We start from the raw sequence: 24,171 nt of genomic DNA on the forward strand, positions 1-24,171 counted from the left end.
GGTTCTCAGACCTGCCCTTTCCTTATTGGAGATCGTTACTGAATCTTCGGCGGTTCGTCGAAGTTCAGGCCGGGGGGAGCGCCGGGTTCGCTTCCGGGTGCGCCCAGGCCAGGTAGAAGAAGCTCGTCGAGTTTCTTCTGCACGGCGGTCGGATCGACCACCGGGCCGGCAGACTTGTAGTGCATCACGATGTTCGGGAACAGGATCACGATTCCGACCATGATGAGCTGGATGATCACGAAGGGCACGGCACCCCAGTAGATCTGGCCCGTGGTCACCGGCTCCATCTTCTTACCGGTCACGCGGTCGATATACGGCACCTTAGGAGCCACCGAGCGCAGGAAGAAGAGCGCGAAGCCGAAGGGCGGGTGCATGAACGAGGTCTGCATGTTCACGGCCAGGATCACGCCGAACCAGATCAGATCGATGCCGAGCTTGTCGGCGGCGGGTCCGAGAAGCGGGATGATGATGAAAGCCAGTTCGAAGTAGTCGAGGAAGAAGGCCAGGAAGAACACCAGGATGTTCACGAAGACCAGGAAGCCGACATGGCCGCCAGGCAGCGAGGTGAGCAGGTGCTCGACCCAGATGTGGCCGTTCACGCCGTAGAACGTGAGCGAGAACACGCGGGCGCCGATCAGAATGAACAGCACGAAGGCCGAGAGCTTCGCTGTCGCTTCCGTCGCCTGGCGAACCAGGGTCCAGTTGAAGCGGGCCGGGTTGTTGTCGAGTTTCCGCTTCACGGCGGCCAGGATCACCGAGCCCAGCGCGCCCATGGCGCCGCCTTCCGTCGGCGTAGCGAGGCCGATGAAAATGGTGCCGAGCACGAGGAAGATGAGCAGGAGCGGGGGCACCATGACGAAGGTGACCTGCTGCGCCATGTTCGACATGAGGCGAAGGCCGCTGAAGCGTTCCACGAGGCCGACGATGAGCGCGTAAATCGCACCGGCGAGGACCATCTCCATGGCCAGGGCGAGAGCTTCCTGACCCCGGCTGTGGAAGACCACGTAAAGGCCCACAAGAGCGGCAACCAGCACGGCGGAGATCGCGATGCGCTTTGCGCCGAGCATCTTGTTCATGAGGGCGCAGATAAGTGCGACTACAGTCGCCACGCAGATCGTCAGGATGACGAAATCCGCACCGGCTTTCGTATTGGTCTGCGACAGCACGTAGTAGCCGACGAAGCCAGAGAACACGACGAGGACGCCGAGCTGCCACACGCCACGCGAACCGTCGGGCTCACGGTAACCGATTGCTTCCTGCGGAAGGCCGGGAGCCGATTTCGGATAGAAGATCGACATCAGCATGATGTAGCTGGCGTAAAGTCCGGTCAGGATCAGGCCGGGCAGGAATGCGCCTTCGTACATGTCGCCGACGGAGCGGCCGAGCTGGTCGGCCATGACGATGAGAACGAGCGAGGGCGGGATGATCTGCGCGAGCGTGCCGGAGGCCGCGATCACGCCGGAGGCGAGACGGCGGTCATAGCCGTAGCGCAGCATGATCGGCAGCGAGATTAGGCCCATGGAGATCACGGAGGCGGCCACGACGCCGGTGGTGGCGGCGAGCAGAGCGCCCACGAAGATCACCGCRTAGGCAAGGCCGCCGCGCACGGGCCCGAAAAGCTGGCCGATGGTGTCGAGCAGGTCTTCCGCCATGCCTGAGCGTTCAAGCACCAGTCCCATGAAGGTGAAGAACGGGACCGCCAGCAAGACCTCGTTCGACATGGTGCCGAAGATGCGGTCCGGCAGGGCCTGGAGGAGAGGCCAGGACAGGGTGATGGTGTCGGGCGCGTAGGGAGCGAGCTCCACGGCGACGAAGAAGAAGAGGAGGCCGTTCGCCGCCAGCGCGAAGGCGACGGGGTAGCCGAGAAGAAGGAAAACCACGAGCGCCGCGAACATGATCGGCGCGAGGTTCTGGGCAATCAATGCAGCCATGGATGCAAACTCCGGAAAACTTCAGGCGGGGCGCGTTAGGCGATCAGCTGATGCCATCGCCGGGCGGGGTGCCGCCGGTGCCCGGTGTATTGACCGTGCCAATTTCGGTGATGAGGCGCTCGGCCTCGGCTTCCACACTGTGACCGCGGGCCTCTTCATCCTCGAGCTGGCCGTTCATGATGGCGACGCGCTTGATGAGCTCGCTGAGCCATTGGAACGCCAGGGAAATGAAGCCCAGCAGAATCAGGCCTTTCGCCGGCCAGATCAGCAGGCCACCCGCATTCGAAGAGACCTCGCCGGAACGGTACGACCCGATGAAATAGGGGACGCAGAGGTAGAGCATCAGGGCCACGAAGGGGAAGAGAAAGAAGATGTGGCCGAAGACATCGATGCTGTCGCGCCCGCGCTTCGAGAGGCGACTGGAAACGATGTCGATGCGGATGTGCTCGTTGGCCTTCAGTGTCCAGGCTGCGCAGAGCATGAACACGGCGCCGAAGAGGTACCATTGCAGCTCGAGCCAAGCATTGGACGAAACGCCGAAGATACGGCGGATGATGGCATTGATGGCCGAAACCAGAACGGCCACCACGATGGCCCAGGCGGCAATCTTGCCGACCCTCTCGTTAATCGAGTCGATGACACGGGATAGCCTGAGGAGTGCCGTCACCTGTCTTCCCCCTGAACTTCTTGATTAAATCTGGCTGCTTGCTACTGGAATTGAGTACCGTTCGCCAGTGCCGCATTAGTCTAAAGCGACGGTTGCGGCTCAGTAGCGAGGAAACATTCGTGCTGCAAGATACTCCAATGTTAAAAGTTTAGGCAGTGAAACGCTCCGCACCCATTAGAAACTTGCGAGGGTGGTTCAGATGACCTGTACGGATGAATGGCCACTCTTCGTCGAGCAGGCTATAATTTCCTATGGATTCGCAGGCCACTCAGGAGACAAGCGTGTCGATTTTGGTTTTGGGTCTGATCGTCTTTCTTGGAATGCATGCGTTCAGCATGGCCCGAGGCAGCAGAGCGGCTCTGATATCAAGAATAGGTGAGGGGCCGTACAAGGGTCTTTATTCCCTGGTGTCCATCGCCGGCATCGTTCTTATCGGCATCGGATACGGCCAGTACCGGGCGTCCGGTTACATCCCGGTCTGGGACCCGCCAGTCTGGACGCGCCATCTCGCGCTCCTTCTCGTCTGGGTCGCTTTCATCTGCTTCGTTGCGGCCTATCTGCCGGGGCGCATCAAGCGCACACTCAAGCATCCCATGCTGGCGGGCGTGAAGATATGGGCTCTCGCGCATCTCCTAGCGAACGGCGACCTCGGGTCGATCATTCTCTTCGGCTCCATCCTGCTCTGGGCGATATACGCGCGCATCAGCGTGAAGCGTCGGGATATTGCAGCCGAGCACGGTGGGACGGCAGCGCCCGCAGGGCTCCGCAACGATGCTCTGGCCGTCGGGATCGGCACTGTGGCCTATCTCGTCTTCCTGTTCTGGCTCCATCCCGCGCTGATTGGCGTGCCGGTCCTGCCCGGACAGGCTTGAAACCCCTCGCCTTGAGCGAGGCTCTATGCTAGGCGACCCACTTCGATTGAAGGAGGCGGCCCCAGCCGCGTGAAGAAGCATGGCCCAGAACGACGAGTTCATTCGCGAAGTCGACGAGGAATATCGCCGCGACCAGCTTGCCAAGATCTGGGAGCGTTACAGCGGCCTCATCATTGCCGTGGTGGTCCTGGTCGTCGGCGGCATCGGCGGCTGGCGCTATTGGGAGCACATGCAGGAAAGCCGTGCCCAGGCTGCCGCTGTGCGCTTCGAGGATGCCATGAAGCTCTCGACCGAGGGCAAGAATGCGGAGGCGGATGCCGCTCTCGACGCCCTCGCGAAGGAAGGCGACACCGGCTACGGCCTTCTCGCCCGCTTTCGCCTCGCGGCCGAGCGCGGCCAGCAGAACGCCGAGGCTGGCGCTGCCGCCTACGATGCTCTCGCGAACGATGCTTCTCTCGCGCCGATCTGGAAGGATCTGGCCCGTCTGCGCGCCGCGTGGCTGCGCCTCGACACGGCCGAGCCCGCCAAGATCCGCCAGACACTTGAGCCCATGGCGGTTCCCTCGAATGCCTGGCGCCACTCGGCCCGGGAACTCTTGGGTCTTTCCGGCCTTAAGGCAGGCGACATGGAATATGCCGGACGCTGGTTCGACCAGATCGCCGCCGATCGCGAGACGCCTTCCGCCCTGCGGCAGCGCCTTGCCATCTACACGGCTCTGGTCGCAGGCGGCCCGGTTCAGGTCACACAGTAAGAAGGCAGGACACAGGACATGACGCCCACCGTCGCCATTGTCGGGCGGCCGAATGTCGGCAAGTCGACCCTATTCAACCGTCTCGTCGGCAAGAAGCTGGCGCTCGTAGACGATCGCCCGGGCGTGACCCGCGACCGCCGCGAGGGCGAGGCGCGCCTCGGCGACCTCGAATTCCGCATCATCGATACGGCTGGCCTGGAAGAGGCCACCGAGGAATCCCTACTGGGCCGCATGCGCGCCCAGACGGAAGCGGCCATTGAGGACGCCGGCGTCATCCTGTTCGTCATCGATGCCCGCGCGGGCATTCTGCCGGCCGACAGACCCTTCGCTGAAATGGTGCGCCGCTCCGGCAAGCCGGTGATCCTCATCGCCAACAAGGCCGAGGGCGGTGCCGGTATGGCCGGCGCCTACGACGCCTTTTCGCTCGGCCTCGGAGATCCGGTGCCGCTCTCCGCCGAGCATGGCGAGGGCATGGCCGATCTCTTCGAGGCTCTGATGCCTTACTTCCCGCATCCTGACGACGAAGAGCAGGACGAGGAAGACAGCAAGAAGCCGCTTCAGGTCGCCATCGTCGGCCGCCCGAACGCGGGCAAGTCCACGCTCATCAACCGCATGGTCGGCGAGGACCGTCTGCTGACAGGGCCGGAGGCCGGCATCACGCGCGATTCCATTTCCCTCGATTGGGAATGGCGCGGCCGCACGATCAAGCTGTTCGACACGGCGGGCCTGCGCAAGCGCGCCCGAGTCGAGGACAAGCTCGAAAAACTCTCCGTCGCGGATGCCCTGCGCGCCGTGCGTTTTGCCGAAGTGGTCGTGGTGCTGCTCGATGCGACGATCCCCTTCGAGAAGCAGGATCTCTCCATCGTCGATCTGGTGGAGCAGGAGGGCCGCGCTCTCGTCATCGGCCTCAACAAGTGGGACCTTGTGGCAGACCAGCAGGGCCTGCTGAAAGACCTGAAGGAAAAGGCCGCCCGCCTGCTGCCGCAGGTCAAGGGCGCACCCGTGGTGCCGCTCTCGGGCCTCGCCGGCAATGGCATCGACCAGCTCATGAAGGGCGTGCTTGAGGTCTACGAGACCTGGAACCGACGCATCTCGACCGCGAAGCTCAATCAATGGCTTGAGGAAGCGATTGAGGCCAACCCGCCGCCTGCCGTCTCGGGTCGCCGCATCAAAATCCGCTATATGACGCAAGTGAAGTCACGCCCGCCGACCTTCTCCGTCTTCGGCAACCAGCTCGACGCCCTGCCGAAGAGTTACACACGCTATCTCGTCAACAGCATTCGCGAAGCCTTCAAGCTCCCCGGCGTGCCGATCCGAGTTTTGCTGCGGATGGGGCAGAATCCTTACGACAAGGAACGAAAGTAAGAGCTCTTCGGCAGACGCATTGCTTCTCATTCTGGACTACAGACCTTAAAAAAGGCGGCCTTGAAGGCCGCCTTTTATATGTTCGGTCATCCCGCACCAAGGTTGTTAAGCCGGCGGTTGCGGCTCGACGACTTTTCCATCCTGCGTGAAATCGTAGATCTTGCCCGTCTGGTCCCATGAGGGCAGGGCGAGCTTCACGATGTGCGGCGCCAGATCTTCCGGCGTCTTCAAGGTCAGCGGGTCTTCGCCTGGCATCGCCGTCTTGCGCATGGCCGTGCGGAGCGGGCCCGGGTTCAGGAGCATGGCCTTGATCGGCGTCGTCACCGTCTCGGCGGCATAGGTGCGCACCAGGGCCTCAAGTGCCGCTTTCGAAATCGAATAGACGCCCCAATAGGCCTTGTGCTTATGGGCAGCGCCCGAGGTCACGAAGATCGCCCGCCCGGCATCGGACTTGCGCAGGAGCGGATCGAAGGAGCGCAGCAGGCGGTAATTCGCCGTCACGTTCACCGCCATCACTTCGTCCCAGACCGGCTGGTCGACATGGGTGATGGGAGCGAGCTCGCCGAGCTGTCCCGCGTTGCCGAGAAGAATGTCGAGCTTGCCCCAGCGCTCGTAGATGGCAGCACCCAGACGGTCGAGAGCATCGAAGTCTTTCAGATTCACCGGGACCAGAGTGGCCGAGCCACCCTTGGCACGGATCTCGTCGTCCAGGCTCTCCAGGGCTCCCTGGGTGCGGGCGAGCGCGATGATATGCGCACCGGCCTCGGCAAGAGCGAGGGCCGCCGCGCGGCCGATGCCGCGCGATGCGCCGGTGACGACCGCGACGCGGTTTTCGAGAGGCTTGGTCATGGTTTTCTCAAAGCATTTTTCGGCGAAGTGGATCCGGTTTGCCGTCAAAAATGCGTCAAACCAGAGAAGAGGTGATTCCACGCAAGTGGAAGCATCTCTAGTCGGCTTCGGCAAGCAGGGCGAGACGGCGCGGCGTGGCGACGGCAAGATCCGTCAGCGGCGTCGGATAATCGCCCGTGAAGCAATGATCGGTGAACTGGGGCTGAGCCGGATTGCGGCCCTTCTCGCCCATGGAGCGGTAGATTCCCTCGATGGACAGGAAGGCGAGGCTGTCCGCGCCGATATACTGGCGCATCTGCTCGAGGTCATGGGTGGCGGCGAGCAGCTTCTCCTTCTCCGGCGTGTCGATGCCGTAGAAGTCCGGATGCGTGATCGGCGGGCTGGCGATGCGGAAATGCACTTCCTTTGCGCCGGCCTCGCGCATCATGCGCACGATCTTCACCGAGGTGGTGCCGCGCACGAGGCTGTCGTCCACGAGCACGATGCGCTTGCCCTCGATGGCCGCGCGATTGGCGGAATGCTTCATGCGCACGCCGAGCTCACGCACGGACTGCGTCGGCTGAATGAAGGTACGGCCGACATAATGGTTGCGGATGATGCCGAGCTCATAGGGCAGGCCGCAGGATTGCGCGAAGCCGAGAGCCGCCGGCACGCCCGAATCCGGCACCGGAATCACCACGTCCGCATTGGCGGGCGCTTCCCTGGCCAACTCGCGGCCCATACCCTTGCGGACTTCATAGACGCTGCGGCCGTTCACGATGGAATCGGGGCGGGCGAAATAGATGTACTCGAAGATGCAGGGACGCGGCGCGACCTTGTCCGCGAAACGGAAGGACTCGACGCCTTCATCCGAGATTACCACGCATTCACCGTTCTCGACGTCGCGGATGAAACGCGCACCGATGATGTCGAGCGCACAGGTCTCGGAGGTGAGGATGTAGCGGCCGTCAAGCTCGCCGAGCACCAGCGGGCGGATGCCCATGGGGTCGCGGGCGCCGATGAGCTTCTTGTTGGTGAGGGCCACGAGAGCATAGGCGCCCTCGATCTTCTGGATCGCCTCGACGAAGCGGTCCACGACCTTGTCCTTGCGGCTGCGTGCGACGAGGTGGACGATCACCTCGGTATCCGTGGTGGATTGGCAGATCGCGCCGTCGCGGATGAGGTTCCGGCGAAGGGTCAGGCCGTTGGTGAGGTTGCCGTTATGGGCGACCGCGAAGCCGCCGCCGTCGAGTTCGGCGAAGAGGGGCTGCACGTTACGCAGCACAGTCTCACCGGTGGTGGAATAGCGCACGTGGCCTATGGCCGAGAAGCCTTCGAGGCGCTCGATGGTGGCCCGGTCGGAGAAGCTGTCGCCCACAAGGCCCAGCTTGCGCTCGGAGTGGAAGAAATCCCCGTTGAAGGAGACGATGCCTGCCGCCTCCTGGCCGCGATGCTGCAGGGCGTGGAGGCCGAGCGCCGTGATCGCCGCGGCGTCCGGATGGCCGTAGATCCCGAAAACACCGCACTCTTCACGCAGGGTATCGCCGTCGAGGTCGAGGTCCACCTGCTTAGGAGTGACCTGCCACGTCTCAGACCTGGAAGACATCATCATTTCCTTGGGACACGCGCCCCCACCGGCGCTGCCCTTATGTAATTGGCCTCTACGCAAACGCCAATGGGTATTCATGTCACTCCCGAAAGTATGAACAGACGGGAGCGAGCGCATCGGCCGCAAAGGTGGATTTGCACTTTTGCGGCTAATGCTCAGCTTTCGATATCAGCCCCGACGCGGCGGGGGCTGCGGCGCAGCCGGAGCAGGAGCGGCAGGCGCGCCGGGAGCGGGCGTGGTGCCACGCTGCGGATCGGGCTCGGCCGGCTCTGCGGGCTCCGCGTCCGGCGCCTCGCGCTCACGCAGGCGCTGGATCAGGGCCTCGGCGTTCTCCGGAAGCATGGCGATGATGCTGTCGCGGGTATTTTCCATGGCGGGGCGGGTGCGCGAAGCGGTGGCCCATTCGGGCTCCTTGCCTTGGAGCAGCCAGCTCAGGAAGGCCCAGCCTATCACGCAGATCAGGAAGCCGCGGGCCGCGCCGAAGAACAGGCCGAGCGTGCGGTCGAGGGCGCCGATCCGGGAATCGAGGATCAGGTCGGAAATCTGGACCGTGATGATGGACACGATGATCAGCGTGATCACGAAGATGCCGCCGATGGCAGCGACCAGCGCCACGGTGCCGCTGCTGATATATTGCTGAGCGATCGGCAGAGCGGCCGGATGAAGATACCAAGCGGCGGCGGCTGCCACGACCCAGGCTACGATGGCCAACACCTCGCGGGTAAACCCGCGTACGGCGGCCAGAAGGGCCGAGATCAGGACGATTCCGACGACGACGAGGTCCAGGACAGAAAAGGGCATGAGCCGAGCCTACGCAGAGACAGGAAACGGGCCGCATTCGCGGATTGAAGCCCGGCTGTATACCCTTAAGAAAACGTTTCGTCACCCCTGTGAAAAACCCCGGCGGAGAACCGCCGGGGCCAAGGCAGGAGAGGACTGTCTTTTCGTTCGTCTTAGATGAAGAGGAAATCGTCCGCGGAGACGAAGGTGCCGGGCTTAAGCTTGGCAATGACAAAGCCCTTGTTGCCGCCCGAACCATCGAGATCCAGGGTCACGAAACCGTTCTTCTTGTCATAGACAACGAAGTCGTAGGCATCCTTGGCTTTGTTGATGGAGAAGAACTTCTTCTCAAGCTTGCCCTTCTCGAACACCTTGTCGAGACCGAAGGAGGCTTTTTTGTCGCTGCCTTTTTTGCCTTTCATCTCACCGAAGACTTCGCTTTTCGGAACCTTGACCTTGAAGGACTTGAGCGCCGAGAGGCTGATCTGGATCGTGTCATCGGCCGAGTTGAAATCGACGATGTGGTCGAAATGCCCCTTCTTCACGGGGGTGTCGAACACGAAAATGTCCTTGCCTGCGCCGCCGTAGAGCATGTCCTTGCCCGCACCACCGATGAGCATGTCATCGCCTGCAAGGCCATAAAGCTTGTCGTTGCCGCCGAAGCCGCTGAGCATGTCTGCGCCAGCCGTGCCCATGAGACGGTCGTTGCGGCCGCTGCCGTTGAACATCTCAAAGGCGTCGGTGATGTTGATGGTGAGCGTCTTGGTGAAGACGTTGTTGTCGCCATCAGTCACCTGGACGGTGATCTGGTGGGACGCGGCCGTCAGGTAATCCAGCTTCGCGCCGTCCTTCACGACGAGCTTGCCGTTCACGATAGCAAAGCGGCCCTCGGCATCATTCGTGAGAACGTAGGAGAACGTATCCTTCAGATTGGGATCGATGGTCGACAGGAGGCCAATTTCTGCGCCGGTCGCTGCATGCTCGACGATGGCGGCGTTCGACAATGTGATGTCGGTCGGGGCCTTGTTGTCCGTCACGTCGATGGTGAATGCCATCTCGCCCGCAATCGTGCCCTTGTCGCCTAATGCGGAGATCGCGATTTCGAATTGCTTGAGATCGGCGGACTCGAAATCGAACAAGTCGCTTCCGCCGGTCAAAACGACCAGTTCATACTGGCCGGAGATGGCGTTCAGACGGATCTCGAAGCGATCGCTGACGCTATCGGCCAGGGTATATTCGAAGGCTTCATTGCCCTTGCCGCCGAGCACGCTCAGGGTGCCGATAACGGTGCCAGCAACCGGGTTTTCGAGGACGGTCTTGCTGGAGAGAATAATTGTTGCAGCCATTTTATCTCACTCTGAGTAGTGCTTGCTTCCCGTGCCGACAGATAATGTCGAGAGCTGGAAGGCTCAGAGTGATTGATAGACAATAACAATTGCGCCGCAATTAGGCTAAACGGTCTACCGCAAGGTCAAGTCTGCTCCATTCAAGAGGCCTTACGCCTTCGAGCGGCGATGCCAGCCACGAGGTCCGTGATGTGGCCAATGGAGGAGGCCGCCAGAGGCAGGCGCTCCGGTTTTCCCTTTTCCACACGTGGAGCAGGCGCGACTGCACTGGAGAATCCGAGCTTCGCGGCTTCCTTCAGCCTTGCCTGTTCCTGGGCCACGGGCCGTATCGCGCCGGACAATCCCATTTCGCCGAAATAAACCGTATCCGGCGGCAGTGAATTGCCGGACAGCGATGAGATGAGGGCTGCTGCTGCGGCAAGATCGGCGGCTGGTTCCGTGATCCGCAGGCCGCCGGCCACGTTCAGGTAAACGTCGTGCATGCCAAGCTTGAGACCGCCATGGGCTTCCAGCACTGCCAGCACCATGGACAGGCGGCTCTGGTCCCAGCCGACGACGGCGCGGCGCGGGGTGCCGAGGGAGGAGGGCGCAACGAGCGCCTGAATCTCGACGAGAAGCGGGCGCGTGCCTTCCATGCCGGCAAACACAGCCGTACCGGGAGTCGCGAGATCGCGTCCGGCGAGGAAGAGTTCGGAGGGATTCGGGACTTCGCGAAGACCCTGGTCCGACATCTCGAACACGCCGATTTCATCCGTGGGTCCGAAGCGGTTCTTCACGGCGCGCAGGATTCGGAAATGGTGGCCGGTATCGCCTTCGAAAGAGACCACCGCATCGACCATGTGCTCGACGACGCGAGGACCGGCGATCTGGCCGTCCTTGGTMACGTGACCCACGAGAATGACGGCGGTGCCCGTGGTTTTCGCGAACCGGATGAGGGACTGCGCCGAGCCGCGCACCTGGGTTACCGTGCCGGGCGCGGATTCCACCGTCTCGGTCCACATGGTCTGGATCGAGTCGATGATCGCAAGCGCGGGCGGGCGGCCCTGGCTCAGGGTCGCGATGATGTCTTCCACGTTGGTCTCTGAGGCGAGTTCGACGGGGGATTGCCCGAGGCCGAGCCGTTCGGCGCGAAGGCGCACCTGCGCCACCGCTTCTTCGCCCGAGATATAGGCAACGCGCTCGCCGCGATTGGCCAAGGCGGCGGTTGCCTGCATCAGAAGTGTGGACTTGCCGATGCCCGGGTCGCCGCCGAGCAGAATGATTGAGCCGTGCACGAATCCACCGCCGGTGACGCGGTCGAGTTCCGCAATGCCGGATGGCGTGCGCGGCGCTTCCTTGGTTTCGCYGGAGAGGCCTTCGAGCGGAAAGATGCGCCCTTTCGCCCGTGACGGACGCGTGGAAACTGGTCCAGCCATCGGGCTGGCGGAACCGGTTTCCTCGGCGATGGTGTTCCATCCGCCGCAGGCCTCGCACTTGCCTTTCCAACGGTTATAAACCGCGCCGCATTCCTGGCACACGAAGGACGGATTACGTTGTTTTGCCATCAGCCCTGCGCTCCACGATAGGAGCGGGCGTAGCGCCGCCCGAGGCCGGTCAGAATCTCGTAGCCGATGGTGCCCGCGCGGCGGCCGACTTCATCGACGGTCAGAGAGCCGCCGATCAGCGTGATGGCGTCTCCGCGCTTGACCTGCGTTTCAGGAACATCGGTAACGTCTACAGTGATCAGATCCATCGACACGTTTCCTGCAAATGGGCAGGGGCGACCGGCGACAATCGCCATGCCGGCAAGAAGCTCTTCGTCGCTCTTTCCACGCGCGCTGGCGGCACGCGGATAACCGTCGGCATAGCCCACCGAAATCGTGGCGATGCGGCGCTTGGTGAGCGCCAGCCAGCGTCCGTTATAACCCACGCTGTCATCCGCCTCGACCCAGCGCAGCTGTACGATGCGCGCTTCGAGCCCGGCGACCGCCGACATGGGATTGTCCCGGTCCGGCGTCGGGTTGCCGCCGTAAAGCGCGTAGCCCGGACGGACTAGATCGAAATGCGGCCTCTCTTTGAGGAAAATGCCGGAGGAATTGGCGAGCGATGCGGGCACGCCGGGCATGGACGCGCGAACGGCGTTGAAGGCTTCAATCTGCTGGACGTTGAGTGGATTGGCGCTTTCTTCCGCGCTGACGAAATGGCTCATGAGGAGAGCCGTCTCGAAGTCCTGCAGCTCCGCGCGATCCTTGAGAGACAGGCCCTGCGGCACGGTGAGACCAAGGCGGTTCATGCCGGTGTCCACATGGACCGCGGCTTCGCGCTTCCGATTGTCAGACCGGCAAAACGCCGCCCATTCCTCGATCTCATCGAATGAGCCGAGAACGGGGCGCAGGTTGAACTCCGCATAGGTCGGGCAGGTGCCGGAGAAGAGGCCGTTCAGCACATAAATCGTAGCATCGGGTGCAACCGCGCGAGCGCGGATCGCCTCGTTCAAGTGAGCCACGAAGAACGTGCTGCATCCGGCTTGAGCGAGAGCAGGCACGGCCTGTTCGATGCCGGTGCCATAGGCATCCGCCTTGACCACGGCGGAAGCCTGCRCACCGCCCGAGTGATCGCGCAAAGTTCGCCAGTTCGAGGCCAAAGCCGCGAGGTCGATCGTGAGGTGTCCGCCTGCGGCATTCTCCGGGATGGAGCTGCCTGTGCTTGTCTTCGTGGTCGTCTTGGTCAATCGCCGATCCGATCGGGAAGTTTGTCTTCGTCTGCGAGATTGGTGAAGCGGGTGATGTCGGCCTGGAACGCGAGCTGCACGGTGCCCGTGGGACCGTGACGCTGCTTGCCGATGATCACCTCGGCCTTGCCGTGAACCTGATCCATCTCCGTCTGCCACTTGAAGTATTCTTCGGTGCCGGGTTTCGGCTCCTTGTTCTTTAGATAGTACTCTTCGCGGTAAACGAACATGACCACGTCGGCGTCCTGCTCGATGGAGCCCGATTCACGAAGGTCGGAGAGCTGCGGCCTCTTATCGTCGCGTGACTCCACCTGACGGGAGAGCTGGGACAGCGCGATCAGAGGCACCGAGAGTTCCTTGGCGAGCGCCTTCAGGCCGGTAGTGATCTCGGTCAATTCCTGCACGCGGTTCTCGCCCTTCTTGGAAGAGCCGGAAAGCAGCTGCAGGTAGTCGACGATGAGCACATCGAGGCCGCGTTGGCGCTTGAGACGCCGGGCGCGGGCCGTGAGCTGTGCGATGGAGATGCCACCGGTCTGATCGATATAGAAAGGGATCGACTGCATTTCACGGGCGGCTTCGGTGATCTTGTAGAAATCGTCCTCGCGCATATCGCCGCGGCGGATCTTGTACGAAGGCACGCCCGATTGCTCGGCGATGATACGGGTGGCGAGCTGCTCCGCTGACATTTCGAGCGAGAAGAAGCCGACGATGCCGCCATTGACGGTCTTCAAAGAGCCGTCCTGCTGCTTCTCGGCCCTGTAGGCCTTGGCGATGTTGAACGCGATGTTCGTGACGAGCGAGGTCTTACCCATCGCCGGTCGGCCTGCGAGGATGACCAAGTCGGAGGACTGAAGGCCGCCGAGGGACTTGTCGAGGTCGATGAGTCCCGTCGAGACGCCCGACAGCGCGCCCTCGCGCTTATAGRCCGCAGCCGCCATGTCGATGGCAGAGGTCAGCGCATCGGAGAAACGTTGGAAACCGCCATCGGTGCGGCCCGTTTCGGCGATGGAGTAAAGGCGGCGCTCGGCCTCCTCGATCTGGTCGCGGGGCGAGCTTTCGACAGGCGCGTCGAAAGCCACGTTCACGAGATCCTCGCCGATATTGATCAGGCTGCGGCGGATCGCGAGGTCGTAGATTGTGCGGCCGTAATCCTCGGCGTTGATGACGGTGGTGGCCTCGGCCGCGAGGCGCGCGAGGTATTGTGACACCGTCACGCCGCCGAGATCCTGATCCCCGAGAAAGGTCTTCATGGTGATCGGCGTCGCGACCTTGCCGGCCTTGATGAGGCTTGTCGCGACCTCGTAGATGCGCCGGTGCAGATCCTCGATGAAATGCTCGGACTCGAGAAAGTCCGAGACGCGGTAATAGGCATCGTTGTTGACGAGAATCGCACCCAGAAGCGCCTGCTCGGCCTCTAGGTTGCTGGGAGGCGTGCGGAATTGAGGCTCGGCGCTTTCGAGGCGGGCAATCAGGGCATTGGCGGTAGCCATCAGGCGCTCCGAAAACGAGGGTCGGGGGGATGTTCTTAAACCCCAACTAGTGTCCGAAAGGTTGCCGGTCAGACACAGGTTAAAGACTCCTCCCGCGCTGTCCTCATTGTCCTCAATACTCACACGCCCGATGCTTTTCGCGTGTCTGCCGCTTGACTCTGCAAGACTCGGAATAATCACGAAAAAGGCGCCCTCCATCGAATCGACGAAGGGCGCCCACTTTAGAACAAAGCAGGAACCGAAACAAGTTCCGGCTCAGGTTCATCCCCAGCCGTCCGAAGGGACAGCCGGCGACGTCAATCCAGTCTTAGAGCTCGACGTCGCCGGCTTCAGCGAGGGCCGCGCCGACTTCGAGGCCGAGGTCGTCGAGGTTGGTCTCTTCGCGGGTGGTGACAGCCTCACCGCGAGCCTGACGCTCGGCTTCCTCAGGGCTGCGGGCGATGTTCGCCGTCACGGTCGCCTCGACCTCCGGGTGGAGGGAGACCGGCACAACGTGCAGGCCGAGGTTCTTGATCGGAGCGTTGAGGACGATCTGGTTACGGTCGACCGTGAAGCCGCCTGCAGTCATCACTTCGGCGAGATCGCGGGTCGAAACCGAACCGTAGAGCACGCCCGTCTCGCCGGACTGGCGAAGCAGGATGAAGCTCTGGCCGTTCAGCTTCTCGGCAACGGCCTCGGCTTCCTTGCGGCGCTCGAGGTTGCGGACCTCGAGCTGAGCGCGCTGAGTTTCGAAGTGCTTCTTGTTGGCCTCAGTGGCGCGCAGAGCCTTGCCGCGCGGCAGGAGGAAGTTGCGGGCATAGCCCGAGCGAACCTTCACGGTTTCGCCCATCTGGCCGAGCTTTGCGACGCGCTCGAGAAGGATCACATCCATGGGTAATCTCCTTTAATGTTCGTGATCAGATCGAAGGGGTTGGAGGTTGTTTCGGCCTATCGCCGCCGATGCGGCGGCGCAGGCCAAAGGCGGTATCGGCGAGGCCGAAGAGGAACAGGGCAAGGATCATGATGCCCTGGGTGAGAAAGAGCAGAACGTAGAGACCCGCCAGCAGGAACCCGCGTCCCGGCTTGCCCTGCGTGCGGTCGTGAATGGCGGCAAGCCCCTGGAGCGTGAACGCCATCAGGAAAGCGCCGAGCAGCGCGTAGCCGAAAGCGCCGATGAAGCCGCCGATCTGGATCAGCCCGAAGGCCAGAAGCGGGGCGAGGGCCATGGTGCGCGGCATGGCGAGTTCCGGCATGGGGAACCACGGCCGGGGCAGGCGCTTCGACATCGAGACGGCCTTGGCCGCGAGCCAGAGATAGAGGGCTAGGAACATGGTAAAGCCGAAGGCGGACAGGGCAGGAGTGGCTGCGGCGAGCCCGTCGATCAGGGCTTGGCGCTGTTGAGCCTCAGCCTCGCCGCCCTGTTCGGCTGTCGGGAAGATCAGATCGACGAAGGCGGTCGAAATCCGCCGCGCCCGCTCAAGGAAAACGCTATAGCTGCCGTCGGAGCTGATGATGCTTGTCGCCACGATGGTCAGCGCCGCGGTGGCTGCGACCCAGGCGAGCAGGCGCCCGATCGGATACCATTCCATGGTTCCGTCGGCAGCGGGGCGTCCGAGCAGGGCAAGATAGGCAAGCCACCAGGCGGGAAGGCCGGTGATGACGGCAAAGCCGAGGCCGCCGAGGGGAGAGCCCGTGAAAAGAGCGATGGCAAGGCCGCCCGCGAGCGTGGCCACGAGACCCGACTTATGATTCCAGCCGAGAGCGGCGATCAGAACGGGGACGGGGGCAAGCATATACAGGACGGCCGCCAGCGGAGTCGCCTTGACGACTACCACTGTCAAAAGGGCCGATACGAGGCCCGCGCCGATGCCTGTCGCGATAAAGTTCATGGTTCTCGCTGTCCCGCTGCTCATTGGCAGGGTTAGGGGCCATCTGCCCCAACTGACCCGGCGGATTTTCACCGCTGGGCGAAAAGAGGAAAGCGGGCCGCGTGAAGCGGCCCGCCCGATAGTCTTAGCGGATCACGTAGGGCAGCAGGCCCAGGAAGCGGGCACGCTTGATCGCCTGGGCGAGCTCACGCTGCTTCTTGGCCGAAACGGCCGTGATGCGCGAAGGAACGATCTTGCCGCGCTCGGAGATGTAGCGCGACAGGAGCTTCGTGTCCTTGTAGTCGATCTTCGGCGCGTTCGGGCCGGAGAACGGGCAGGTCTTGCGACGACGGAAAAACGGACGGCGACCGCCGCCGGCTGCGCCACCAGTAGCACCAAATGCCATGATTAAGCCTCCTCGCCTTCGCCGCCTTCAAAGCCGCCACCGTCGCGCTCACGACGCTCACGGTCCTTGCGCTCATCGCGGTCGCGCTTCTGCATCATCACGGAAGGCTCGGTCTCGAGTTCTTCGACGCGGATGGTCATGAAGCGAAGGATGTCTTCGTTGATGCGCATCTGACGTTCCATCTCGGCAACCGCCGGAGCGGGAGCGTTGACGTTGAACAGGGTGAAATGCGCCTTGCGGTTCTTCTTGATGCGGTAGGCGAGAGACTTCACTCCCCACATCTCGGTCTTGTCGATGGTGCCGCCATTCTGTTCGATGACGCCCTTGTACTGGTCGACCATTGCTTCGACCTGCTGCGGGGTGACATCCTGGCGAGCCATGAAGATATGCTCATAGAGAGGCATAGTGGGCCTTTCTCAGGTTTGAGGTTAGGCCTAAGCACTGCTTATCGAAGCGATCAGGCCGGTTTCGCGCGTCCGATCGGCGCCAAGCCCTTCGAGCCTGCAAGGCCCGAGCGGTTGTCGAAGGCGGAGACACCGGACGACGGGTCCGAAAACCCTGTATGGCCAAGCCACACCGTCCGTTCAGCCCCCGGCCGGAGCGAACGCGAAGCGGGGGCTATAGGCGATTTGTTTGCATAATGCAAATGGGCGTTGATGTGGAGCAAACGTCTAGTCCATCCCACCGCACGTCATCACCGGCACAAGGCCGGTGATCCCGATGGATTGTAACGCCGCRCTTTTCGGATCGGGATGGCCGGGACAAGCCCGGCCATGACGGAGGAGGCTGTCTTTACCGTTGATAGCCTTATCAGCCAAGAAACAGAGCTATGGTCAACGACTCCGTCTAGGCTAAAACAATCCTATGAAAGCTCCTCCTCTTCGCCTCGGCGTCAATATCGACCACGTTGCAACCGTCCGGAACGCCCGTGGCGGGCATCATCCCGACCCGATCCGGGCGGCTCATATGGCCGTCTTGGCTGGGGCCGACGGCATTACGGCTCATTTGCGGGAAGACCGGCGGCATATCCGCGATCAGGATATGGACCGCCTCAAGCGGCAGCTCTTCGTGCCGCTCAATTTCGAGATGGCCGCGACGCCGGAGATGATCGACATCGCCACGCGCATCCACCCCCATGCCTGCTGCCTCGTGCCGGAAAAGCGTGAGGAGCGGACCACGGAAGGGGGGCTCGACATCATCGGTGGCGCTTCCCATCTGCGGCCGATGATTCAGCAGCTGAAGGGCGAGGGCATCCGCGTGTCCCTCTTCGTGGAGCCTGAGATCGACGTGATGGACGCCGCCTGCGATCTCGGTGCCCCCGTCGTGGAACTCCATACTGGCACCTATTGCGAGGCTGTGGTCGCAGGAGACCAGGCAAGGATCGACCGCGAACTGGAGCGCTTGCGCCGCGCAGCGGAGCACGGCGCGCGCGCCGGCCTCGAGATTCATGCGGGGCACGGGCTCGCCCTGGATTCGGTCCGGCCCGTGGCGGCGATTCCGCAGGTCATGGAACTCAATATCGGCCATGCTCTCATCGGCGATGCCATCTTCGTGGGTCTCGACGAGGCCGTGCGCGCCATGCGTGCCGCCATGGACGAGGGCCGGGCGCAAGTGAGCGCATGATTCTGGGAATCGGGTCCGACCTCTGCGATATCCGCCGCATCGAGCGCTCCCTCGAACGCTTCGGAGACCGGTTTACGCACCGGATCTATACGGAGGGCGAGCGGGCCCGCAGCGACCGCAGGGCTGCGCGCGCGCCTTCCTATGCGAGACGCTTTGCCGCCAAGGAGGCCTGCGCGAAGGCCCTGGGCACGGGCTTGAGCCATGGAGTGTTCTGGCGCGACATGGAAGTGGTCAACCTGCCCACCGGACGGCCCACCATGCGCCTCACGGGCGGCGCCCTGGAGCGCCTGCGTGTCATGACGCCGGAGGGCTATGAGCCGGTGGTCCATGTATCCCTGACGGACGATCCGCCGCTGGCTCAGGCCTTTGTGATCATCGAAGCGCTCCCCATAAAGGAGAAGGCCGCGTTGCGGCAGAACCCGCCATAGGCTAGAGCTTGGCCCGTGGAGGGCGCTTGCCCACCACCAAGCCGCGCGGCTCGACATCCCCGAGAGCGGTTTGCACTCCTGCATAAGAAGTGCAAACCGCTCTCGGCTGCCGCGACAATGGACGATGGTTTTCGAGCCATCGCACGTCATGATTCAAGGGTCGATCACAGTGAGCGACAACGCCAAGCAAACCATGGGTAGCACCGTGAAGAAAAAGGAAGAAGAAGGCCTCTGGGAGACCATTAAGGTCATTATCCAGGCGCTCCTGATCGCGGTCGTGGTCCGCACCGTGCTGTTCCAGCCCTTCAACATCCCGTCGGGCTCTCTGATCCCGACCCTGCTGATCGGCGACTACCTGTTCGTCTCGAAATACGCCTACGGCTATTCGAAGCACTCGATTCCGTTCAGTCCGCCAGTTTTCTCGGGCCGCATTTTCGGCTCCGAGCCGAAGCGCGGCGACATCGCCGTCTTCAAGCTGCCGAAGGACAACTCCACTGATTACATCAAGCGTGTAATCGGCCTGCCGGGCGACCGGATTCAGGTTCTCGGCGGCGTACTTCACATCAACGGCCAGCCGATCCAGCGCGAGCGCGTGGAAGACTATCAGACGGTGGACGATTACGGACGCCAGACGGCTGTGCCGCGCTACAAGGAGACGTTCCCCGACGGCTCCAGCCATTTCGTAATCGAGCTGAAGGGCGACCGCGCCTATTGGGACAATACCGAGGTCTATACGGTGAAGCCCGGCCATTACTTCATGATGGGCGACAACCGGGACAACTCCACCGACTCGCGCGACGAGGCGAGCGTCGGCCAAGTTCCGGCCGAGAACCTCGTGGGCCGTGCCGAGATCATCTTCTTCTCCATCGACGAGAACGCATCCCTGTGGCGGTTCTGGGATTGGCCCCAGCAGATCCGTTGGAACAGGATCTTCGAGCGGATCAAGTAACCAGTGGCCCGTCGCAAGCCGAACCTCGACGAGCTGGTCAAGAAGCTCGAATACGACTTCCAGAGGCCCGAATTGCTGGATGAAGCGCTCACTCACGTGAGCGCTCCGAAATCCGGTGGGCAGAGTTACCAGCGGCTGGAATTTCTCGGAGACCGTGTCCTCGGTCTCGCCATTGCCGAGATCCTGTTCAAGGCCTTCCCCACGGCGCCTGAGGGCGAGTTGTCCCGACGCCTCGCCGAGCTGGTCCGCCGCGAAAGCTGCGCCGAGATCGCTGAGGCCTGGGATGTCGGCCCTTATCTCAAGCTCGGCGCGGGCGAGGCCCATTCCGGCGAGCGCCGCAACCAGACCATTCTGGCGGATGTGTGCGAAGCGATCATCGGCGCCGTGTTCATCGATGGCGGCTACGAGGCCGCCATGAGTCTCGTCGAGCGCTCTTTCAGGGATATCATGGAGACGCCGCGCCGGCCTTTGCGCGACCCCAAGAGCGCCCTGCAGGAATGGGCGCAAGGACGCGGCCTGCCGCCGCCGACCTACACCGTGGCCGAACAGACCGGGCCGGATCATGCGCCGAAATTCCGCGTGATGGTGAAGGTTAAAGGCGCAGAAACAGAATTTGGCCACGGCACATCGAAGCGCATCGCGGAACAGGCCGCCGCGCGAAGCCTTCTCTTAAGAGAGGGCGTCTGGACGGAGGAAGAACATGGAGCAGTCTGAGGCCACCAATACGAAAGCGGGTTTCGTAGCTCTCATCGGCGCGCCCAATGCGGGTAAATCGACCCTGCTCAATTCGCTGGTGGGCTCGAAGGTCTCCATCGTCTCGCGCAAGGTGCAGACCACCCGCGCCCTGGTGCGCGGCATCGCCATCGAAGGCGTCGCGCAGATCGTCTTCGTGGACACGCCCGGCATCTTCAAGCCGAAGCGCCGTCTCGACCGGGCGATGGTGACATCGGCCTGGGGCGGAGCGGGCGACGCGGATGTGATCGCGCTGCTGCTCGACGCGCGCAAAGGCATCGACGAGGAGGCCGAGGCCATCCTTGAGAAATTGCCTGAGCTTAAGCGTCCCAAGGTGCTGATCCTCAACAAGATCGACCTCATCGAGCGCTCCAAGCTCCTGGATATGGCGGCGAAGCTGAACGAGAAAGTGCCCTTCCTGCACACTTTCATGATCTCGGCTCTTAAAGGCGACGGCATCGAGAAGCTGAAGCGTCAGCTTGCCGAGATGATGCCCGAAGGTCCGTGGCTATACCCGGAGGATCAGATCTCCGACGCGCCCCTGCGCATCCTCGCCGCCGAGATCACCCGCGAGAAGATCTACGAACGCCTCCACGAGGAGCTGCCGTATCAATCGACTGTCGAGACGGATCAATGGCAGCAGCGGCCTGACGGCTCCGTACGCATCGAGCAGACGGTGTTCGTGGAACGCGACAGCCAGCGCAAGATCGTGCTTGGCAAGGGCGGTCAGACCATCAAGGCAATCGGTCAGGCCGCGCGCAAGGAAATCGCCGAAGTTGCCGAAGCGCCGGTGCATCTCTTCATCTTCGTGAAGGTGCGTGAGAACTGGAGCGACGATCCGGAGCGCTACCGCGAGATGGGTTTGGAATTCCCGCGCGGATAAGCGCGCAGTAGTTGGAATAATCAAAAGCCGCGAGAGGCATCGAACCTCTCGCGGCTTTGTTTTTACTGCTGATTCTGACCTTGCAGCAGCGGGGTAATGCGGCGCAGGGTGGCGCGGCGGTTTCTCTGCTCGGGGCCCTGCGAGTTCACCTTGAGGTATTCCTCGCCATAGCCTTGTGTCGTCAGGTTCTCGGCCGGAATCTGAAACTGCTGCGACAGTATCGTCGCAACGGTTTCAGCACGCCGGTCGGAAAGCGTCAGGTTGTCCTCGTTCGAACCGACCGCATCCGTGTGACCTTCGACCAGGAAGATCTCGTTCGGATTGCGCGAGATGGCTTGGCGAAGCCCCTCGGCGATGGCACCAAGCGATCTTACCTGATCGCCAGGAAGCTCCCACGAGCCGAACTCGAAGTTGATGGTGTCCACGTCCACGCGGCGCATGCGCTCGCGCAGCGGCTGGCTGCGGCGAACCTCATCGAGGGTATAGGCCCGCTCGATGCGCTCCACCGGCGGCGCGGTGAAAGCCTCGACGATATCGGCCTCCGAGGCGCGTTCCGTCTCCACGATATATTCCTCACGCGGAATGCGGACGACCGGCGGAGGCAGTCGGAGAACTTCCTCCTCCACATAGCCATAACCCGGGCGAGCGACGCCGCCGCTGCGGCGGTTCTCGATCAGCACGACCTCGCGGCCGGCGGGCTCGCGGCGGGTACGACGGATGAGATTGCCGTATTCGTCACGCACCGACACGATCTCGGAACCGTCAGGACGGCGCACGATGGTGACCTCCTCGTTGCCGCCGCGGCGCTCCACGCGAACATCGTCAGCTCCATAAATCCGGCGGAAGCGATCGCTCTCGTCGTGACGGATGATGACGTCGTTGCCCTCGCGGATGATCGTGCGGTTGCCGGGCTCCTCGATGATCACGCGGTCGCCTTCACGACGCTCCCGGCGCTGGCTGCGCAGGTCGTCGATGCGCACGCGAGAGGGATCGAGCGGTTGCGTGGTGCTTGGCGCTGCCTGGGGAGCGACTGGCGCCGCCGCGCCCGGTCGTGTCTGCGGTGCGGCAGGGGCGGGCGGAGTGGGCGGGCTCGGAGGCGCGCTGGGCTGCGCCTGTGGAGCGGACGGTGCCGGAGCAGGTGCTGCCGGAGGCGTCGGGCGGGATGGGGCCGTTGGCTGAGCGGAAGCGGGAGGTGCCGGCGGGGTGCGCGGCTGATCCGGGGTTCGCGGGTCATCGCGGCCCGGCCGGCCGGTATCTGCTGGACGTGGTGCGCTCGGCGCAGTGCGCTGCTCCTGCGATGGCGCAGGGGGCGTTGTTGGCCGGGCGGCAGGCGGAGCAGCAGGACGGGCAGGCGTATCCGGGGCCTGCTGCGGGCGCTGGCGCTCGGTAGGGGCTTGTTCGCGAGGAGCCTGCTCGCGCTCCTGGGCTGACGGGCGCTGCGGGCGTGCAGGGGCGTCCGCCGGGGGCTGAGCCCGTTCAGCGGGTGCCGGGCTCGGGCGGGACGGTGCGTCCGGCGCTGCCGGGCGCTCAGCCGGAGGCCTCTGCTCACGATTGGGGCGCGGCGCGGCGGGGCTGTCATCGGGGCTGGCTGCGCGAGGAGCACGGGGAGCCTCGGCACCGCCGCCTTGGTCGCCGCCACGCTGCCCGCGCGGGCCACCTCCTTCATTGCCTCCGGGCCGTCCCTGCCTGCGCTGGGGCTGAGCATCGTCGCTATCTTGGCCAGGCCGCGCCCGGGGCGGCAACTGGCCCGGCTCGGCGGGCTCGGCCTGGGCTAAGGTGATTGGGTCGGGAGCCCGCGATGGGAGAGCCGAGGCGTTCACCGACAGCAGCATGAGGGGCAGGGCGGTACTCGCAAGAAACAGGTTGGAGATCTTCATGATCCTCAATTTCAATATCTAGAGAATGGGATGTTCGTGAATGCCAAGCTGTCCCGATGGTTCCAATTTCGGGCGAAAATCAGGTTGRACGATTTTTTAAGAAATTCATCCGATGCTCTTGGAAAATATGGAAAAATGCCGTTCGAGTGCTTACATTCCGGGAGCAGTCGAAAACCGCCTTTGAGAGCTTTCTCAGCACATGCAATGGACCGATGAAGGCGTCGTACTCGGCGTCCGCAAACATGGCGAAACGAGCGTCATCCTGGAATTGATGACGCGCGAACACGGCCGCCATTCCGGCTTGGTGCATGGAGGTCGCTCCAAGACCCTCCAGCCGGTTCTTCAGCCCGGAAACACGGTGCAAGCGACATGGCGGGCGAGGCTCGACGAGCACCTCGGAAATTTCCAGGTCGAAGGCACGACATTACGCGCGGCGCGGCTCATGAATTCATCCATGGCGCTCTATGGGCTTGGCGCACTTGCCCATCTGCTGCACTACGTCCCGGAGAGGGACCCGCACTTCGCCCTCTATGAAACCCTGACGGTTCTGGTGGATCATCTGGACGATCCGGATCTCGCACCGGCGCTCTTCGTACGGTTCGAACTTGCCATGCTGGCCGAACTGGGCTTCGGGCTGGACCTGTCCTCCTGCGCCGCCACGGGTACCGAGCGGGATCTCACCTATGTCTCGCCCAGGAGTGGGCGGGCGGTGAGCGCGGATGCCGGGGAGCCCTACAAGGACCGCCTTCTCAAGCTTCCCGGCTTCCTGATCGGCCAGTCCCGTTCCAACCGGCCGGGCGAAGAGGAGATCAGGGCAGGATTTGCACTCACGGACTTCTTCCTGCATCTGAACGTCTTCGATCCCCAGGGACAGCGCGCCCCGGAGGAACGGGCGCGTTTCGTCGCACTGGCGACAGCCGGAGATGAATAAGTGATTAGTGGTTGATCGGTATTGGTTTTTCGCTCATCCGGCACGCCTCCAAAAACGCCGACAAACTACAAACTCACAACAAACATCCTGATGTTTCTGTTATGTTCTCATCTCAGGTGATAAAGAAGCGATTCGCAGTTGAGGAA

At 62.8% G+C, this 24,171-nt stretch carries 23 protein-coding genes; 9 read left to right on the forward strand and 14 right to left on the reverse strand.

Annotated elements, in window-relative coordinates:
- Positions 1 to 35: 35 nt before the first annotated feature.
- Positions 36 to 1,931, reverse strand: a complete 1,896-nt coding sequence (locus ACXJKO_RS15000) for a TRAP transporter large permease (protein ID WP_457091890.1) — start codon at positions 1,929 to 1,931, stop codon at positions 36 to 38.
- A 43-nt stretch (positions 1,932 to 1,974) separates the two neighbouring features.
- Positions 1,975 to 2,598 carry a TRAP transporter small permease subunit gene (locus tag ACXJKO_RS15005; protein ID WP_457091891.1) on the reverse strand — a complete coding sequence of 208 codons (624 nt, stop codon included), beginning with the start codon at positions 2,596 to 2,598 and terminating at the stop codon, positions 1,975 to 1,977.
- Positions 2,599 to 2,879: 281 nt separating this feature from the next.
- Between ACXJKO_RS15005 and ACXJKO_RS15010 the strand changes: the two genes are divergently transcribed.
- The 3 genes from ACXJKO_RS15010 to der all read left to right on the forward strand — a co-directional run bounded on the left by ACXJKO_RS15010 (position 2,880) and on the right by der (position 5,586).
- Positions 2,880 to 3,470, forward strand: coding sequence for an NnrU family protein (locus ACXJKO_RS15010; RefSeq protein ID WP_457091892.1), 591 nt, complete (start codon positions 2,880 to 2,882; stop codon positions 3,468 to 3,470).
- Positions 3,471 to 3,549: 79 nt separating this feature from the next.
- A complete protein-coding gene (locus ACXJKO_RS15015; protein WP_457091893.1) occupies positions 3,550 to 4,221 on the forward strand; it encodes a tetratricopeptide repeat protein in 672 nt (223 codons plus the stop codon).
- Positions 4,222 to 4,239: 18 nt separating this feature from the next.
- Positions 4,240 to 5,586, forward strand: coding sequence for a ribosome biogenesis GTPase Der (der, locus tag ACXJKO_RS15020; RefSeq protein ID WP_457091894.1), 1,347 nt, complete (start codon positions 4,240 to 4,242; stop codon positions 5,584 to 5,586).
- 105 nt (positions 5,587 to 5,691) lie between these two features.
- Here the strand turns inward: der and ACXJKO_RS15025 are convergent, their stop codons facing one another.
- From ACXJKO_RS15025 to rpsF, 11 genes are all read right to left on the reverse strand, one after another.
- A complete protein-coding gene (locus ACXJKO_RS15025; RefSeq protein WP_457091895.1) occupies positions 5,692 to 6,435 on the reverse strand; it encodes an SDR family NAD(P)-dependent oxidoreductase in 744 nt (247 codons plus the stop codon).
- A gap of 97 nt (positions 6,436 to 6,532) precedes the next feature.
- Entirely contained in the window at positions 6,533 to 8,020 is a 1,488-nt protein-coding gene (purF, locus tag ACXJKO_RS15030) for an amidophosphoribosyltransferase (protein ID WP_457091896.1), read from the reverse strand.
- A gap of 171 nt (positions 8,021 to 8,191) precedes the next feature.
- Positions 8,192 to 8,824, reverse strand: a complete 633-nt coding sequence (locus ACXJKO_RS15035) for a CvpA family protein (RefSeq protein WP_457091897.1) — start codon at positions 8,822 to 8,824, stop codon at positions 8,192 to 8,194.
- Between the two features lie 152 nt (positions 8,825 to 8,976).
- A complete protein-coding gene (locus ACXJKO_RS15040; protein WP_457091898.1) occupies positions 8,977 to 10,149 on the reverse strand; it encodes a hypothetical protein in 1,173 nt (390 codons plus the stop codon).
- A 140-nt stretch (positions 10,150 to 10,289) separates the two neighbouring features.
- Positions 10,290 to 11,693, reverse strand: coding sequence for a DNA repair protein RadA (radA, locus tag ACXJKO_RS15045; RefSeq protein ID WP_457091899.1), 1,404 nt, complete (start codon positions 11,691 to 11,693; stop codon positions 10,290 to 10,292).
- Positions 11,693 to 12,859, reverse strand: coding sequence for an alanine racemase (gene alr, locus ACXJKO_RS15050; RefSeq protein WP_457091900.1), 1,167 nt, complete (start codon positions 12,857 to 12,859; stop codon positions 11,693 to 11,695). Before alr ends, radA begins: the two co-directional genes overlap by 1 nt.
- Positions 12,856 to 14,349 carry a replicative DNA helicase gene (locus tag ACXJKO_RS15055; RefSeq protein WP_457091901.1) on the reverse strand — a complete coding sequence of 498 codons (1,494 nt, stop codon included), beginning with the start codon at positions 14,347 to 14,349 and terminating at the stop codon, positions 12,856 to 12,858. The genes alr and ACXJKO_RS15055 overlap by 4 nt, the downstream gene beginning before the upstream one ends.
- 307 nt (positions 14,350 to 14,656) lie before the next feature.
- Positions 14,657 to 15,220, reverse strand: a complete 564-nt coding sequence (gene rplI / locus ACXJKO_RS15060; protein ID WP_457091902.1) for a 50S ribosomal protein L9 — start codon at positions 15,218 to 15,220, stop codon at positions 14,657 to 14,659.
- A 25-nt stretch (positions 15,221 to 15,245) separates the two neighbouring features.
- On the reverse strand, positions 15,246 to 16,217 hold the full coding sequence (locus ACXJKO_RS15065; RefSeq protein WP_457091903.1) for a DUF2232 domain-containing protein: 972 nt from the start codon (positions 16,215 to 16,217) through the stop codon (positions 15,246 to 15,248).
- 124 nt (positions 16,218 to 16,341) lie between these two features.
- Complete coding sequence (gene rpsR / locus ACXJKO_RS15070; RefSeq protein ID WP_036353512.1) at positions 16,342 to 16,602, reverse strand: 30S ribosomal protein S18; 261 nt, start codon at positions 16,600 to 16,602, stop codon at positions 16,342 to 16,344.
- 2 nt (positions 16,603 to 16,604) lie between these two features.
- Complete coding sequence (rpsF, locus tag ACXJKO_RS15075) at positions 16,605 to 17,006, reverse strand: 30S ribosomal protein S6 (protein WP_457091904.1); 402 nt, start codon at positions 17,004 to 17,006, stop codon at positions 16,605 to 16,607.
- A gap of 460 nt (positions 17,007 to 17,466) precedes the next feature.
- Between rpsF and ACXJKO_RS15080 the strand changes: the two genes are divergently transcribed.
- From ACXJKO_RS15080 to era, 5 genes are all read left to right on the forward strand, one after another.
- A complete protein-coding gene (locus ACXJKO_RS15080) occupies positions 17,467 to 18,225 on the forward strand; it encodes a pyridoxine 5'-phosphate synthase (protein WP_457091905.1) in 759 nt (252 codons plus the stop codon).
- Entirely contained in the window at positions 18,222 to 18,653 is a 432-nt protein-coding gene (gene acpS / locus ACXJKO_RS15085; protein ID WP_457091906.1) for a holo-ACP synthase, read from the forward strand. Before ACXJKO_RS15080 ends, acpS begins: the two co-directional genes overlap by 4 nt.
- Before the next feature lie 148 nt (positions 18,654 to 18,801).
- Positions 18,802 to 19,602: a signal peptidase I gene (gene lepB, locus ACXJKO_RS15090; RefSeq protein ID WP_457091907.1), complete on the forward strand. Its 801-nt coding sequence runs from the start codon at positions 18,802 to 18,804 to the stop codon at positions 19,600 to 19,602.
- Positions 19,603 to 19,605: 3 nt separating this feature from the next.
- Positions 19,606 to 20,316, forward strand: coding sequence for a ribonuclease III (gene rnc / locus ACXJKO_RS15095; RefSeq protein ID WP_457091908.1), 711 nt, complete (start codon positions 19,606 to 19,608; stop codon positions 20,314 to 20,316).
- A complete protein-coding gene (gene era, locus ACXJKO_RS15100) occupies positions 20,303 to 21,217 on the forward strand; it encodes a GTPase Era (protein WP_457091909.1) in 915 nt (304 codons plus the stop codon). The genes rnc and era overlap by 14 nt, the downstream gene beginning before the upstream one ends.
- A gap of 62 nt (positions 21,218 to 21,279) precedes the next feature.
- Here era and ACXJKO_RS15105 read toward each other — a convergent pair whose 3' ends face one another.
- Positions 21,280 to 23,094: an OmpA family protein gene (locus tag ACXJKO_RS15105; RefSeq protein ID WP_457091910.1), complete on the reverse strand. Its 1,815-nt coding sequence runs from the start codon at positions 23,092 to 23,094 to the stop codon at positions 21,280 to 21,282.
- Positions 23,095 to 23,293: 199 nt separating this feature from the next.
- Between ACXJKO_RS15105 and recO the strand changes: the two genes are divergently transcribed.
- A complete protein-coding gene (gene recO, locus ACXJKO_RS15110) occupies positions 23,294 to 24,025 on the forward strand; it encodes a DNA repair protein RecO (protein WP_457091911.1) in 732 nt (243 codons plus the stop codon).
- The last annotated feature ends 146 nt before the right edge of the window (positions 24,026 to 24,171 follow it).

The organism is Microvirga sp. P5_D2 (genome assembly GCF_054049475.1).